13 protein-coding genes are annotated in these 14507 nt (G+C 70.3%); 3 read left to right on the top strand and 10 right to left on the bottom strand.

Annotated elements, in window-relative coordinates; genetic code table 11:
- Positions 1-90: 90 nt before the first annotated feature.
- The 3 genes from groES to C6Y14_RS07415 all read right to left on the bottom strand — a co-directional run bounded on the left by groES (position 91) and on the right by C6Y14_RS07415 (position 2350).
- Positions 91-399, bottom strand: a complete 309-nt coding sequence (groES, locus tag C6Y14_RS07425; protein ID WP_003998759.1) for a co-chaperone GroES — start codon at positions 397-399, stop codon at positions 91-93.
- 386 nt (positions 400-785) lie between these two features.
- Positions 786-1568: a polysaccharide deacetylase family protein gene (locus tag C6Y14_RS07420; protein ID WP_107015681.1), complete on the bottom strand. Its 783-nt coding sequence runs from the start codon at positions 1566-1568 to the stop codon at positions 786-788.
- The gene (locus C6Y14_RS07415; protein WP_225890964.1) at positions 1565-2350 is read right to left on the bottom strand and encodes a polysaccharide deacetylase family protein; all 786 of its coding nucleotides are present in this window, start codon (positions 2348-2350) and stop codon (positions 1565-1567) included. Before C6Y14_RS07415 ends, C6Y14_RS07420 begins: the two co-directional genes overlap by 4 nt.
- Positions 2351-2713: 363 nt before the next feature.
- Between C6Y14_RS07415 and C6Y14_RS07410 the strand changes: the two genes are divergently transcribed.
- Complete coding sequence (locus C6Y14_RS07410; protein ID WP_225890945.1) at positions 2714-3949, top strand: class I SAM-dependent methyltransferase; 1236 nt, start codon at positions 2714-2716, stop codon at positions 3947-3949.
- Here the strand turns inward: C6Y14_RS07410 and C6Y14_RS07405 are convergent.
- From C6Y14_RS07405 to C6Y14_RS07395, 3 genes are read right to left on the bottom strand one after another with little or no spacing between them, the layout of a single operon-like run.
- Positions 3946-5139, bottom strand: a complete 1194-nt coding sequence (locus C6Y14_RS07405) for a dipeptidase (protein ID WP_107015679.1) — start codon at positions 5137-5139, stop codon at positions 3946-3948. The genes C6Y14_RS07410 and C6Y14_RS07405 overlap by 4 nt on opposite strands.
- Before the next feature lie 5 nt (positions 5140-5144).
- A complete protein-coding gene (gene purE, locus C6Y14_RS07400; protein WP_107015678.1) occupies positions 5145-5678 on the bottom strand; it encodes a 5-(carboxyamino)imidazole ribonucleotide mutase in 534 nt (177 codons plus the stop codon).
- Positions 5675-6835, bottom strand: a complete 1161-nt coding sequence (locus C6Y14_RS07395) for a 5-(carboxyamino)imidazole ribonucleotide synthase (protein WP_107015677.1) — start codon at positions 6833-6835, stop codon at positions 5675-5677. Before C6Y14_RS07395 ends, purE begins: the two co-directional genes overlap by 4 nt.
- A gap of 193 nt (positions 6836-7028) precedes the next feature.
- Here C6Y14_RS07395 and C6Y14_RS07390 point away from each other — a divergent pair, with 193 nt between their 5' ends.
- Positions 7029-7598, top strand: coding sequence for a GtrA family protein (locus C6Y14_RS07390; RefSeq protein WP_107015849.1), 570 nt, complete (start codon positions 7029-7031; stop codon positions 7596-7598).
- Between the two features lie 143 nt (positions 7599-7741).
- Here C6Y14_RS07390 and C6Y14_RS07385 read toward each other — a convergent pair whose 3' ends face one another.
- Both C6Y14_RS07385 and C6Y14_RS07380 read right to left on the bottom strand, forming a co-directional pair.
- Positions 7742-9010 carry an ATP-binding protein gene (locus C6Y14_RS07385; RefSeq protein ID WP_107015676.1) on the bottom strand — a complete coding sequence of 423 codons (1269 nt, stop codon included), beginning with the start codon at positions 9008-9010 and terminating at the stop codon, positions 7742-7744.
- A 143-nt stretch (positions 9011-9153) separates the two neighbouring features.
- Positions 9154-9831: a response regulator transcription factor gene (locus C6Y14_RS07380; protein WP_107015675.1), complete on the bottom strand. Its 678-nt coding sequence runs from the start codon at positions 9829-9831 to the stop codon at positions 9154-9156.
- A gap of 444 nt (positions 9832-10275) precedes the next feature.
- On the opposite strand from C6Y14_RS07380, the gene C6Y14_RS07375 reads away from it, so the two are divergent.
- Entirely contained in the window at positions 10276-11778 is a 1503-nt protein-coding gene (locus C6Y14_RS07375) for an oligopeptide:H+ symporter (RefSeq protein WP_107015674.1), read from the top strand.
- A 137-nt stretch (positions 11779-11915) separates the two neighbouring features.
- Here C6Y14_RS07375 and C6Y14_RS07370 read toward each other — a convergent pair whose 3' ends face one another.
- Both C6Y14_RS07370 and C6Y14_RS07365 read right to left on the bottom strand, forming a co-directional pair.
- Positions 11916-13208: a hypothetical protein gene (locus tag C6Y14_RS07370; RefSeq protein WP_107015848.1), complete on the bottom strand. Its 1293-nt coding sequence runs from the start codon at positions 13206-13208 to the stop codon at positions 11916-11918.
- 77 nt (positions 13209-13285) lie between these two features.
- Positions 13286-14506, bottom strand: a complete 1221-nt coding sequence (locus C6Y14_RS07365) for a hypothetical protein (RefSeq protein ID WP_107015847.1) — start codon at positions 14504-14506, stop codon at positions 13286-13288.
- Between the last annotated feature and the right edge of the window lies 1 nt (position 14507).

Below are 14507 nucleotides of genomic sequence, written 5' to 3'. Positions count from 1 at the left end.
GAACGGCGCCCCGGGCACCCGGCGCTTTTTAGTACTCGTGTCGAGTACTCGCTGGGGCCAGGGGCGCAGTTCAAAGCAAACCTGGGTGAATTACTTCTCGATGATCGCGAGTACGTCGCGAGCCGAGAGGACGAGGTACTCCTCGCCGTTGTACTTCACTTCGGTGCCGCCGTACTTGCTGTAGAGCACGATGTCGCCGGTCTTCACGTCGAGCGGAAGCCGCTCGCCGTTCTCGAAGCGGCCCGGACCAACGGCCAGGACGACGCCCTCCTGGGGCTTCTCCTTCGCCGTGTCCGGAATGACCAGGCCAGAGGCGGTGGTCTGCTCGGCGTCGAGCGGCTGGACCACAATGCGGTCCTCAAGCGGCTTGATGGCAACCTTGGAGCTGGTGGTCGTCACGATCCGACCTCCCCCTTCGGAGATCTCACGGGGTTAACTGTCTGAGGTGGCGACCAGGTGGATCCGTCGTCGCGGGTGCCGGACCTGCCCGTCGCTATTGGCACTCTCCTGCGGTGAGTGCCAGAGCCGAGACTATGACTGCGATTAGCACTCGGTCAAGCGGAGTGCCAGTTGCCTCCGGCGGTTGGGCGTATCTCGACGGGTCGGAACAGGGGTGGATCACGCCCGCGGCAGGGTGGGGGCGAGCCCAAAAGATGTGCGCAGTTCCCCGCGCCCCTAGGTACCTAGGCTCGCGGGGAACTGCGCAAAAGGGGGCGAGGGGGCGAAGCCCCCATGCGGTGACGGGGAGGGTAGGGGCGGCGGGGGCGAGGAAAGCCCTGGGGCGCCTACAGGTAGTCCTCCAGACGGGCCACGGCGAACCCCTGTTCCTGGATGCGGCGCAGCATCCCGGTGGTCGCCCCCGTCAACGAACCACCCCCCGCCCCCTCCACCTCCCCCTCCGGACAGTGAAGAATGTCCCCCGCCCGCAGCAGCGCAGCGTCCCGCCACAGAACGACCGCGGCGATCCCGCAATCCCCCGCCGCCCGCAGCGTGTCGTCGTCGTACTCCCCGTACGGCGGCCGGAACAGCCGGGGCCGGATCCCGAACCGCTGCTTCAGCTTCTCCTGCTGACCGCAGATCTCCGCCCGCTGCCCCTCGTACGGCAGCCCCGGCAGGTACGGATGGTCGAGCGTGTGGTTCTGCACGCTCGCACCGACCGCCCGCAGCCGCCCGAAGTGCGCGTACCCCGGCCCCACGACGCTGTCCGTGAGGAACACGCTCACCGGCAGCCGCAGCTCCCGCACCATGTCGACGAACCGCGGATCCCTCTCCGCGCCGTCGTCGAAGGTCAGGAAGACGACCTTGTCGCGGGTCGGGACGCGGGACACCACGGGCGGCAGGCCGGGCCCCGCGGCCCGTAAGGCGGGCCGCCGGACGGACGGGTCCGGCGCCGCGGCGAGCGGGGCGCTCAGCCCCCAGCGGCGGTACGCGTCCTCCGGCGGCCCGTGTGTACGTACCTTCTCCGCCGCCTTCTTGCCCAGCCGCTCGATGGGGTCCACGGACTGCGCGCAGCCCGCGAGACAGAGCACGCCTGCCAGCAGTGCGGCGGTGGCCCCCCGGCGCCTCACAGGTAGTCCTCCAGGCGTGCCACCGCGTACCCCTTGTCGGTGATCAGCTTCAGGAAGCGGCGGACCATGTCGGGCATCGTGCCCTCCCAGTCCTCCTTGCCGCGGAAATGGCTGAGAACGATGTCTCCGGGGCGCAGGTCGCGGTCCCACTCCCGGTACTCCCAGCGGTCGACGAAGACCTCCTCGTTCCAGAGGGGGGCCGCCTTGATGCCGCAGGCCTTGGCGGCCCGCAGGGTGTCCTCGTTGTAGTTGCCGAACGGCGGGCGGAAGAGCGTGGGCCGCTTTCCGTACCGCTTCTCGATCACGTCCTGCATCCCGCAGATCTCACGCTTCTGCGCGGCGTACGACAGGCCCGGCATGAAGCGGTGGTGGAGGGTGTGGTTGTTCAGCGACACCCCTGCGGCCTGCATCTTCTTGAAGTACCCGTAGTCCTCCTTGACCAGGTAGTCACTGAGGAACGCGGTGTACGGGATCTTCAGCTCGCTCATCATCCGCAGGAACGCCGGGTCCTTCTCGGCGCCGTCGTCGATGGTGAGGAAGACGACCTTGTCCTTGGTGGGGATCGTCGTGAAGACGGGCGGCAGTCCTTCGTGGTCGTCCACCTCGAACCCGTCACGGGTGTCGATGTGCGGCTTCTTCGCCGGGGCGGGCGGGGCGGGCAGGGGGGCCTTGGGCAGGCCCCATCTCTTCACCGCGGCGGCGTGGGCGCGTTGTTCCTGGCGGAGCTCGGCCGCTGCCTGCTGGCCTGCGGCCGGCTTGGTGTCCTTGGGGGCCGGCGCCATGCAGCCCGTTGCCATCGCGGTGGCTGCCAGCAGGGTCAAGGTTGCGCGTACCGCCGCGCGGGAGCGGTGAGCGGTCGACGGCCGGCCGGTGGGGGTCAGCCGCGCAGTTCCCCGCGCCCCTGACGGGGCACTGGCCGTGGCTGCCAGCGGGGTCAGGGCCGTGCGGGCCGCCGCGTGGGACGGACGGACAGTCGGCTGCGGGCCGGTGGGGGCGAGCCGCGCAGTTCCCCGCGCCCCTTTCGGGGCGCTGTCAGCTTGTCTTACAAGTCGCATGGGGCCGGATACTTGCAGGTCAAGTGCCCTTCTCCGGGGCGACACCGCCGTCGCGCGCGTGCCGTCCACCGACTGGCCCACAATGGGGCGGTGAACGACCTCGATCCCCTGGCCTCTCCACCGGCCTCCCCGCTCGCCTCCTTCGCCGCTCTGCGTACGCCCGAGGGGCATGCCCTGCTCGACGAGGTGCGCGGTACCGAACCGGCCCAGGAACTGGCCGTGGCGACGCGGCTGCGGCGTACGCATCCCGTCGGGCTCGTGTCGGCCGCGCTCGGGCAGGCGCGGCTGCGGCAGCGGGCCGTCGCGAAGTTCGGGGCGGCGGACGCGGCTCGGATGTTCTTCACGCCCAACGGGGTCGAGCAGTCGACCCGGGCGAGCGTGGCCGCGTACCGTGCCGCGCGGTTCGGGGAACTCGGGGTGCGGTCCGTGGCCGACCTGTGCTGCGGCATCGGCGGTGACGCGATCGCGCTCGCCCGTGCCGGGATCCGGGTCCTGGCCGTCGACCGGGACCCGCTGACGGCGGCCGTGGCGCGCGCCAACGCCGAGGCGCTCGGGCTGGCGGAGCTGATCGAGGTGCGCAAGGCCGATGTCACCGAGGTCGACACGGCCGGGTACGACGCCGTGTTCGTGGATCCGGGGCGCCGGGGCGGGCGCGGGCGGATCTTCGACCCCGAGGCCTACTCACCGCCGCTGTCGTGGGCCGTCCGGGCGGCCCTCAAGGCACCTCTCGCCGCGCTGAAGATCGCCCCCGGCATTCCGCACGAGGCCGTGCCCACCGAGGCCGGGGCCGAGTGGATCTCGGACGCCGGGGACGTGAAGGAGGCCGTGCTGTGGTTCGGCACCGGGGAGGCGGGCTCGGTCCGCGCGACCCTGCTGCCCGGCCCGCGCACCCTCCTCGGCCGCGGACTGCCCGACCCGGCGGTGCGGCCCGTGGGGCGTTTCCTGTACGAGCCCGACGGTGCCGTCATCCGCGCGCATCTGGTCGCCGAGGTGGCCGCGGAGCTGGACGGCGGAGGGCTGATCGACGAGACCATCGCCTACGTGACCGCGGACTCCGTGACGGCCACGCCGTACGCGACGGCCTACGAGATCACCGACCAGCTCCCCTTCGGCGTCAAGAAGCTCAAGGCGCTGCTGCGGCAGCGTGAGGTGGGCATCCTGACCGTGAAGAAGCGCGGGTCGGCGGTCGAGCCGGAGGAGCTGCGGCGCAAGGTGAAGCCGCAGGGGCCGCACTCCGCGACCGTGTTCCTGACGCGGGTGCAGGGCGCCCCGGCCATGCTCCTGGGGCACCCCGTCACCGCACCCGGCGACCAGGACCTGTCCTAACCGTCCAGTTGCTCCAGCGTCGCGTTCGACGGGCCCCTGCGGGACTGCTCGTCGCGCGCCACGTCCTCGGCCGCGGAGAGGACCCGTACCGAGTTCTGCCAGGTCAGCTTGGCGAGGTCCGGCTTCGACCAGCCGCGGTCCAGGAGTTCCGCGATCAGGTTCGGGTAGCCGGAGACGTCGCCGAGGCCGTCGGGGGTGAACGCCGTGCCGTCGTAGTCGCCGCCGATGCCCAGGTGGTCGACGCCCGCCACCTCACGCATGTGGTCGAGGTGGTCGGCGACCGTCGGAACGGTCGCGACCGGGCGGGGGTGGGACTCCTCGAAGGCCTGGTGGACCTTCATCGCCTCGGCGGTCGAGTCGAGGTGGTGGAAGCCCTTCTCGCGCATGTTCTCGTCCGCGGCCTCCGTCCAGTCGACGGCGGCCTGGAGGACGAACTTCGGCACGAACGTCACCATCGCCACACCGCCGTTGGCGGGCAGGCGCTCCAGGACGTCGTCCGGGATGTTGCGCGGGTGGTCGCAGATCGCGCGTGAGGACGAGTGGGAGAAGATCACCGGCGCGGTGGAGGTGTCCAGCGCGTCCCGCATGGTCGTGGCGGCCACGTGGGAGAGGTCCACCAGCATGCCCAGGCGGTTCATCTCGCGTACGACCTCGTGGCCGAACGGCGACAGGCCGCCGACGACCGGCTCGTCGGTCGCCGAGTCCGCCCACGCGATGTTGTCGTTGTGGGTGAGGGTCATGTAGCGGACCCCCAGTTCGAACAGGCCTCGCAGGGTGGCGAGGGAGTTGTCGATCGAGTGGCCGCCCTCGGCGCCCATCAGCGAGGCGATCCGGCCCTCGGCGCGTGCCGCCTCCATGTCGGCGGCGGTCAGGGCGGCGCGCAGATCGGCGGGGTAGCGCTCGATCAGCTGCCGTACGCAGTCGATCTGTTCGAGGGTCGCCGTGACCGCGCCGGGCAGGTCCGAGCGCACGTACACCGACCAGTACTGCGCGCCGACGCCGCCCGCGCGCAGCCGCGCCAGGTCGGTGTGCAGGTGGGCGCTCTGGTCGGCGGCGATGTCGCGGGCGCCGATGTCGTAGCGGACCTGCTCGCGCAGCGCCCAGGGCAGGTCGTTGTGCCCGTCGACCACGGGGAACTCGGCGAGGAACGCGCGGGCTTCTGCCAGAGAAAGAGAAGGCGTGCTGGTCATGTCCGTCACTTTCCGAAGCCGAAACCGCTGCCCGTGCCCGCGCCGCTCTCCACCTTGGAGCGCAGCCGCTTGCCCTTCTCGGTGGCCTGGTCGTTCAGCTCCTGCTGGAAGTCACGCATCCGGGCGAGGAGTTCCTCGTCGTGCGTGGCCAGGATGCGGGCGGCGAGCAGACCGGCGTTGCGCGCGCCGCCCACCGAGACCGTGGCGACCGGGACACCGGCCGGCATCTGGACGATCGACAGCAGCGAGTCCATGCCGTCGAGGTACTTCAGCGGGACCGGTACGCCGATCACGGGCAGCGGGCTGACCGAGGCGAGCATGCCGGGCAGATGGGCCGCGCCGCCCGCGCCCGCGATGATCGCTTTCAGGCCGCGGCCGGCCGCCTCCTCGCCGTACGTGATCATCTCGCGGGGCATCCGGTGGGCGGAGACCACGTCGACCTCGTACGCGATCTCGAACTCGTCGAGGGCCTTCGCGGCGGCCTCCATGACGGGCCAGTCGGAGTCCGACCCCATGACAATGCCTACGACAGGGCTCATTCGGTGATCGTTCCTCTGAGGTAGCCGGCTGCGTGACGGGCGCGCTCCAGCACGTCGTCGAGGTCGTCGCCGTAGGTGTTGACGTGGCCCACCTTGCGGCCGGGCTTCACGTCCTTTCCATACATGTGGATCTTGAGCTGGGGGTCGCGTGCCATGCAGTGCAGGTACGCGGAGTACATGTCGGGGTAGTCGCCGCCCAGGACGTTCACCATGACCGTCCACTTCGCGCGCGGGCGCGGGTCGCCCAGCGGCAGGTCCAGGACCGCGCGGACGTGGTTGGCGAACTGGGAGGTGATCGAACCGTCCTGGGTCCAGTGGCCGGAGTTGTGCGGGCGCATGGCCAGTTCGTTGACGAGGATGCGGCCGTCTCGGGTCTCGAACAGCTCGACGGCGAGGTGGCCGACGACGCCGAGTTCCTTCGCGATGCGCAGGGCCAGTTCCTCGGCCTTGAGCGCCAGCTCCTCGGAGATGCCGGGCGCGGGCGCGATCACCGTGTCGCAGACCCCGTCGACCTGCTGGGACTCCACCACCGGGTACGCCACGGCCTGGCCGTGCGGCGACCGTACGACGTTGGCGGCCAGCTCGCGGGCGAAGTCGACCTTCTCCTCCGCGAGGACCGGGACACCGGCGCGGAAGGGGTCCTCGGCGTCGGCCGCGGACCGGACGATCCACACGCCCTTGCCGTCGTAGCCGCCGCGGACGGTCTTGAGGACGACGGGGAAGCCGTCCCCCTCGGCCCCTTCGGGGAGCCCTTCCGCCGCGAACGCGGTCACGTCGGCCGGATCGCTCACGATCCGGTGCCGTGGGCACGGCACCCCGATCTCGACGAGCTTCGCGCGCATCACGCCCTTGTCCTGGGCGTGCACGAGCGCGTCGGGGCCGGGGCGCACGGGGATGCCGTCCGCCTCCAGTGCCCGCAGATGCTCGGTGGGTACATGTTCGTGATCGAAAGTGATCACATCGCAGCCCCGCGCGAAGTCCCGCAGCGTGTCGAGGTCGCGATGGTCGCCGACGACGACCTCACCCACCACCTGCGCCGCGGACTCCTGAGGGGTCTCACTGAGGAGCTTGAACCTGATGCCGAGCGGGATGCCAGCCTCGTGCGTCATACGAGCGAGCTGACCGCCGCCGACCATGCCGACTACCGGGAACGTCACACCCCCAGGGTATCGGCCGTTTCGAGCCACCCCTGTCGCCCGCATGATCATCGGAAATTGTGCCGGTTCATCACATCCCGGCCACATCTTCGAGTCCGGGCCGGGCACCCGAGGGAACCGCTGGTTAGCATGGCGGAGTCGACGAAGGTTGACGAAAATGACGTATCCGACGAGACGGGGGCTGGGCGACACCATGGGCACAGCTGGTAAACGCGGGGCTCATGCCAGGCCGACCAGCGCTGTTCGCCTTCGGATCGAGCGCCTGACCAGGGAAATCGCCAAGTTCGGCGCGGTCGGCGGAGCCGGTCTCCTCGTCAACCTGATCGTCTTCAACCTGGTGCGCCACACGACCGACCTACAGGTCGTGCGGGCCAGTGTGATCGCCACGGTCGTCGCCATCGTCTCGAACTACATCGGTTTCCGCTACTTCACGTACCGCGATCGCGACAAGAGTGGCCGCACCAAGGAACTGACGCTGTTCATGCTGTTCAGCGCGATCGGGCTCGTCATCGAGAACGGGTTCCTCTTCGCCGCGACGTACGGCCTGGGCTTCGACAGCCCGCTGGCGAGCAACGTCTTCAAGTTCGTCGGCATCGGCATCGCGACGCTCTTCCGCTTCTGGTCCTACCGCACATGGGTCTTCCGGGTCACCCCGGCCCACGACCCGGTGACGGACGCGGAATCGATCCTGGAGAACCCGACCCCATACCTGGCAGAAGACCCCCCACCCCGCCCCGTCCGCCAGGTCCAACGGGTCCGCTGAGCCCCTTGAGCCCCATGAGCCCCTAAGGGGCGCGGGGAACGGCGCAATCTTTTGGTTTTCGCCCTTCAGGGGCGCGGGGAACTGCGCGACCAGCCCAGACGGCGCGGCAGATGCCCACAACGCCCCTCAGCGGAGCGCCACCCCTAACGGACCGTGGGCTCGTCGCCGTCCCGCCGTTTCAACGGCGTACGCGACAAGAACAACCCGAACACAGGCGGCTGAGCCTGAAGCATCTCCAGCCGCCCCCCGTCCGCCTCCGCGAGGTCACGCGCGACCGCGAGCCCGATCCCCGTGGAGTTGCGCCCACTGATCGCCCGCTCGAAGATCCGCGCACCCAGATCGGCCGGCACCCCCGCCCCCTCGTCGGTGACCTCGATCACGGCCTGGTTGCCGGTGACCCGCGTACGCAGCGCGACCGTCCCACCGCCGTGCATCAGCGAGTTCTCGATCAGCGCGGCGAGGACCTGGGCCACGGCCCCCGGCGTCCCGACGGCCTGCAGATGGTGTTTGCCCGAGCTGACGATCGCGCGCCCCGCGTTGCGGTAGGCCGGGCGCCATTCGGCGAGCTGCTGCTTGATGACCTCGTCGAGGTCGAACGTGACGGCGGAGCCGGTACGCGGGTCGCGGGCGTTGGTCAGCAGCCGCTCGACCACGTCGGTGAGCCGCTCGACCTGCGCCAGCGCGATGGTCGCCTCCTCCTTCACCGTGCTCGGGTCGTCGGTGAGGGTGATCTCCTCCAGCCGCATGGACAGCGCGGTCAGCGGCGTACGCAGCTGGTGCGAGGCGTCGGCCGCGAGGCGCCGCTCGGCCGTCAGCATGCGGGCGATGCGCTCGGCCGAGCCGTCCAGCACATCGGCGACCCGGTCCAGCTCCGGCACCCCGTACCGCTTGTGGCGCGGGCGCGGGTCGCCCGATCCGAGCCGTTCCGCGGTCTCCGCGAGGTCGGTCAGCGGGGAGGTGAGCCGGTTGGCCTGGCGGACCGCGAGGAGGACGGCGGCGATCACCGCGAGCAGGGCCACCGCGGCGATGATCAGCAGCGTACGGCCGACCTCGCGGGTGACCGCCGAGCTCGCCTCCTCCACCGTGACGGTCTCGCCCTCCTCGCCCTCGCGGGTGGAGGTGATGACGTCACCGGTGGGCGGCGTGCCGATGTGGATGGTGTCGCGGCCCGGGATCTCGATGCGCGCGTACCGGTCGCCGGTGACCTGGTCCTTGAGGACCCGGGCGTTGACCTGCTCGTCGCCGAGGATGCGGCTGTCGACGATGCTGACCAGCCGTACGGCCTCGGAGTCCACCCGTTCCTGGGCGCTGTTGCTGATCGTGCGGGTCTCGACGATGACGAGCGAGACCCCGAACACGGCGATCACCACCAGCACGACGGCCAGCGTGGAATTGATGAGACGGCGACGCACAGGTCCCTCCGGGCAACTGGTGATCCGGGCTGGACCCGCGCCCCGTCAGGGGCGCGGGGAACTGCGCGACCAGCCACGCACGGCCCGCTGCCGCGCACCCACCGACGACATGACGGCGAGGGGGCGCGGCCGACAGCAACAGGTCAACTCTTCTCGAAGCGGAAGCCCACTCCTCGTACCGTCGCGATGTACCGCGGGTTCGCCGCGTCATCCCCCAGCTTCTTCCGCAGCCAGGAGATGTGCATGTCGAGTGTCTTGGTCGACGACCACCACGTCGTGTCCCAGACCTCACGCATCAGCTGGTCACGCGTGACGACCCGCCCGGCGTCCCTGACGAGCACCCGGAGCAGGTCGAACTCCTTGGCCGTCAGCTGCAGCTCCTCGTCGCCCATCCACGCCCGGTGCGACTCGACGTCGATCCGCACCCCGTGCGTGGCGGGCGGCTGCTGGGGCTCGGCGGCGCCGCGCCGCAGCAGGGCCCGTACGCGGGCCAGCAGTTCGGCGAGCCGGAAGGGCTTGGTCACGTAGTCGTCCGCGCCCGCGTCCAGGCCCACGACGGTGTCCACCTCGTCGGCGCGCGCGGTCAGGATGAGGACCGGCACGGTCATCCCCTCGGCGCGCAGCCGCCGGGCCACCTCCAGTCCGTCCATACCGGGCAGCCCGAGGTCGAGCACGACCAGATCGATACCGCCCTGGATGCCCGCGTCGAGCGCGGTGGGTCCGTCCTCGCGTACCTCAACCTCGTACCCCTCGCGGCGCAGGGCGCGAGCCAGGGGTTCCGAGATGGACGCGTCGTCCTCGGCGAGCAGTACTCGGGTCATGAACTGATGGTAGTCCGCTGTACGGCGGCGCAGTGAGGGTGATCGACATCAGTGTCGGTCCTTGCCCCTTCGGACCGTGCGACCCTGGGGTTCAGGATGTAAATCTGTGAACGGCCTTCGAATCAGGCGCATGGTTCCATCCACACCTGTGATCCATCTCTCAAGTCATGCCATATGCGGCATTGCTGCGACGTAGAGCCTTATGGTGACCAGACGTGACCTGTGGCCGGGCCCCGAGCGCGAGAACGCGTGACGGGCGTGGATCCCGGTGGTCGTCGTCCACTGCTTCCAGACGTAGCGGAACCCCCTGGGCGTGGGGCGGGACGGCCGACCCGCCGGTGCCGGCCGCCTCCCCCACCGGGCGCGCAACCCCATACCGCTCAAGCGGCCTCCGCTCCGGCGGTGTCCGCCTCGGCGGCGCGTCCCGACCAGCAAGGAACGACCATGGCGTCCAGCCTGACGAAGGACTCGGTCTCTCCGGGCACCCCCGGTTCCGGATACGAGCAGACCTTCTTCGGCCACCCCCGCGGACTGGCCACACTCTTCATGACCGAGATGTGGGAGAGGTTCTCCTACTACGGCATGAGGGCACTTCTGCCGCTCTACCTGGTCGCCCCCGGTGGCCTGCACATGAGCGCGACCACCGCGACCGCGATCTACTCGGTGTACCTGTCGCTCGTGTACCTGCTCGCCCTTCCCGGCGGCTGGTTCGCGGACCGCGTGCTCGGCCCCCGCAAGACCGTCGCCGTCGCGGGACTGGTCATCATGCTGGGCCATCTGACGCTGGCACTGCCCTCGTCCGGCACCTTCTTCGCGGGCCTCGGTCTCGTCGCGATCGGCTCGGGTCTGCTGAAGGCCAACATCTCCACGATGGTCGGCCACCTCTACAAGGGCGCGGACGACCCGCGCCGCGACGGCGGCTTCACCATCTTCTACATCGGCATCAACCTGGGTGCCTTCGCCGCTCCACTGGCGATCGGCACCCTCGGCGAGAAGGTGAACTGGCATCTGGGCTTCGCGCTCGCCGCGCTCGGCATGGCGCTGGGCCTGGCGCAGTTCCTGATGGGCCGCCGTCACCTCGACGCGCGTTCCGACGTCGTCCCGACGCCGATGTCCGCCGAGGAGAAGGCCTCGACGCTGCGCAAGGGTCTGCTGTGGCTGGCCGTCGCCGTGGTCTTCTATGCCGTCGTCGGCCTCTCCGGCCACTACACGCTGAACTGGATCATGGCGCCGCTCGCGGTCATCGGCCTGGTCGTCCCGGTCTGGGTGATCGCCAGGATCAAGCGGGACAAGTCGCTGGACCGGGTCGAGCAGTCGCGGATGTCCGCGTACATCTGGTTCTTCGTCGCCGCGGCCGTCTTCTGGATGATCTACGACCAGGGCGGCTCCACGCTGTCGATCTTCGCGGAGAAGTCCGCGGAGAACAGCGTCTTCGGCTGGAGCTTCCCGGTCTCCTGGTACCAGTCGGTCAACCCGGTCATGATCATGGCGCTCGCCCCGGTCTTCGCCTGGGCGTGGCTGGCGCTGAACCGGGCCGGCCGGGAGCCGAGCACGATCGTGAAGTTCTCGTCCGGTCTGGTCCTGGTCGGTGCCTCGTTCTTCCTCTTCCTGGCCCCGCTGTCGATCGCCGAGGGCGGTCACAAGGCCGCCGCGATGTGGCTGGTCGCCATCTACTTCGTCCAGACCGTCGGCGAACTGGCCCTCTCCCCGGTCGGCCTCTCCGTCACCACGAAGATGGCCCCCGCGAAGTACGCCTCGCAGATGATGGGCGTCTGGTTCCTGGCGGTCACCGCGGGCGACGCGACGACCGCGCTGCTCTCCATCGCGGGGGTCGATCTGAACGGGATGGGGATCGTGGCCCTGGAGGCCACCCTCGCGGTGGTCGCGGGCGCGGCGATCTTCATGTACCGCAACAAGGTCAAGTCCTTGATGGGCAACGTGAACTAGCCGCTCCGCGAAAGACAAATAGATTGCCCAGTTCCCCGCGCCCCCCGGTACCTGGGGGCGCGGGGAACTGCGCAGTCTTTTAGGGGCGCGGGGAACTGCGCGGCCGGCCACAGCGGACCGTCAGATGCCCACGCACCTCACCCCCGCCGCCCCCGGGGCATAAAGGTGAACACCGCTCCACCCAGCAGCACCGCCGTCCCCGCGACAAGCCCGAGCGCCCGCAACCCCCCACCGTCATCGCTGCCGGTGTCCGCGAGCCCACCCCCGGAACCAGAAGCACTCCCCCCGGACCCGGATCCAGACGCACTACCCCCGGCGGAGCCGCTCCCCCCGGCCGCCCCACCCGGCTGGGCAGAGGTGTCGAGCGTCAAGGACACCGCGGACTTCGTAGGCGTGCACGTGGTCGTCGTCCCGAGCGCCTTCACCGTCAGCACGCCCGGCGACAGCGTCGACTCCCCGTCCGCGCCCGGCTTGTACGTACCGGTCATGTCGGAGATCACCATCGGATCCCCGGACTTGATGGCCTCGGAGTTCGTCGGCCCCTCGACCGCGACCGTGCCCTCGTCCGCGCCGCCCAGCACGACCTCCATCGACGGCTTGACCGAGTCGGCCGGGATGTCGGCGGGGCTGTCCATCACGGACCCCTTGAACTGGACGGTGAGGTCGTAACTCCCGCCGTTCTTCTTGGCGTTGATCTGCACCGGGGAGGTCGCGTTCTTGTCCCCGATGGGCGTCTTGCACGCGTAGGGGATGTCGACCGCCTTGCCGGTGAAGTCGGTCTGTTCCCCGTCGCCACCGGTGCTGCCGCCCGTGTCACTGCCCCCGTTGTCCCCGCCGGTGTCTCCGCCGGTCTCGCCCCCGGTCGTGTCCCCCGGCGGCGTGGGCGTCGGACTCGTCGGATCGGGCGACTCGGGAGGCGGATCCCCGTCCCCCGCCGTGACTTCGATCGTCGCCGCGGGCTTCACCGTCTCCGTAGGCGCGCACTTGGTGTCCGTGGACATGACGTTGATGGCGTACGCGTCCGGTGTCAGCGTCACCTCACCGGCCGTCGTCAGTTTCAGCTTGCCCTTCATGTCGGACAGGATCATCGCCCCGCCCTTGGGGATCGCCGGGTTCTCGCGCGGCCCCTGCATCGCGACGGACGCGGTCTGCGCACCGGCCGCCTTGAGGGTGCCGGACGGCTGCACCGAGTTCGCGGGCAGGTCGATGAGGTCGGGGTTCTTGGACGCGGCCTGCGCGAACTTCCACACCACCTCGACCTCGTCACCGACCTTCGCCGTGGCGGGTGCGCTGACCTCGACCTTGGTGGTGCCCTTGACCGTCGGCAGCCCGGAGACCGGAGGGGGTACGCAGTCGGTCGCGTAGGACACCTCGGCGGCCTGGGCGGGCGCCGCCGCCACCCCCAGCAGGACTCCCGCACCGCCGAGCATCATCGCGACTCCGGCCGCGCTCGCTCTCCGGCCGCCGCCGGGCTTCTTCGGTCTCGGCCGGACTCTCCGTTGCGTACTCACGTGTTTCCCTTCCTGGTGGGGGTCGTCGGAGTGTTCTCGTGCGGTGCGGAGAGCTGTTCGGCCTCGGCGCCCCCGGGATCGGTGTCCGGGGTGAACCAGGGCAGAGCGGAGTGCGTACGGGCCCCCGTACGCGTACCTGCTCCGGCACCGGTGCCGGAGCCGCTGCCGGAACCTGTGCCGGAACCAGTGCCTGAGCCGGAGTCGGCCGGGTCGCGGTCGTCGTCGGAGTCCCTGGAGGCGGGCGAAAGACTCAGCTTCGGCATCCGCAGGGTGACCTCGGGCAGCCGCAGCCCCCCGCGCCGCACGCCGTGCGCGCCCCGGCCGGGCCGCACATTCCGTGCACCTCTGCCGCCCCTGCCGCCCCTATCGGTCCCGAACCGTCCGGCACCCTGGTTGGGCCCCCTCGGCCGCACCCGGTCCACCACGGCCATCCCGGTCCGGAACAGCGCGGCCGGTACGACGACGCAGACCAGGATCCAGAAGAGGGTCACGCCCCAGGGCCGGCCCACGCCCCACGGTTGTTCGGCGAGCACCTTGCCGCCGAACTTCAGGGAGACCGTGTAGTCGCCGTGCGCACCGGCGGTCAGCTCCACCGGCAGGGTGATCCGCGCCTTCTTGCCGGGGCCGATCGTGCCGCGCCACTGGTGTTCGTCCCACTGCGGGGCGAACACGCCGTGCGAGGTGCCGACCTGGAAGACCGGGTTCTTCACGGCGGTGGTGCCGAGGTTGCCGACGGTGAAGACGAGCTTGCGGGACGGCGGCGCGCCGAACCAGGTGAGCAGACCACTGGAGCCGTCGAGCTGCGTGTCGGTGAGCACCGACAGCCGCCCGGCGGTGTCCTCCTTGGGCAGCGGCTCGACCTCGTGTCCCGCGACCAGGAAGGGTGCGTCGGCGTCCGCTTTCGCGCCGGTGACCGTCGCGACATGGACCACGCAGGGGCACGGTACGGGCGGTTCGGTGACCGGCAGTTTCTTGCTGAACCGGCCCTTCGCGTCGGTGGTGACGGCCCGTCCGTCCGCGTTGGCGCAGGAGTTGGTCCCGCCGATCACGCCCCGGTCGGTCGAGGACCGACCGCAGATGAGCATCATCAGCAGGGCGTTCGCCCGCCAGCCGCTGCCGCTCACCGTGAGGGATCCGCCCGTCCCCGCCTGCGACTTGGAGAGCTTCACCTGCGGTTTCTCCGCCGCGACGGCGCTACCTGCCGTCAGCGGGAACATC

The organism is Streptomyces dioscori (assembly GCF_003024195.1).
Taxonomy (GTDB): domain Bacteria; phylum Actinomycetota; class Actinomycetes; order Streptomycetales; family Streptomycetaceae; genus Streptomyces; species Streptomyces dioscori.
This window is presented reverse-complemented; position numbering and strand designations above follow the sequence as displayed.

What these genes read in the sequence shown, in the direction of transcription:
- C6Y14_RS07405 (WP_107015679.1), bottom strand. Translation starts at nt 5,139, where the DNA reads ATGACCAGCACGCCTTCTCTTTCTCTGGCAGAAGCCCGCGCGTTCCTC.
- C6Y14_RS07370 (WP_107015848.1), bottom strand. Translation starts at nt 13,208, where the DNA reads ATGCTCGGCGGTGCGGGAGTCCTGCTGGGGGTGGCGGCGGCGCCCGCC.
- C6Y14_RS07380 (WP_107015675.1), bottom strand. Translation starts at nt 9,831, where the DNA reads ATGACCCGAGTACTGCTCGCCGAGGACGACGCGTCCATCTCGGAACCC.
- C6Y14_RS07415 (WP_225890964.1), bottom strand. Translation starts at nt 2,350, where the DNA reads ATGGCGCCGGCCCCCAAGGACACCAAGCCGGCCGCAGGCCAGCAGGCA.
- C6Y14_RS07390 (WP_107015849.1), top strand. Translation starts at nt 7,029, where the DNA reads ATGGGCACAGCTGGTAAACGCGGGGCTCATGCCAGGCCGACCAGCGCT.
- C6Y14_RS07375 (WP_107015674.1), top strand. Translation starts at nt 10,276, where the DNA reads ATGGCGTCCAGCCTGACGAAGGACTCGGTCTCTCCGGGCACCCCCGGT.
- C6Y14_RS07365 (WP_107015847.1), bottom strand. Translation starts at nt 14,506, where the DNA reads ATGTTCCCGCTGACGGCAGGTAGCGCCGTCGCGGCGGAGAAACCGCAG.
- purE (WP_107015678.1), bottom strand. Translation starts at nt 5,678, where the DNA reads ATGAGCCCTGTCGTAGGCATTGTCATGGGGTCGGACTCCGACTGGCCC.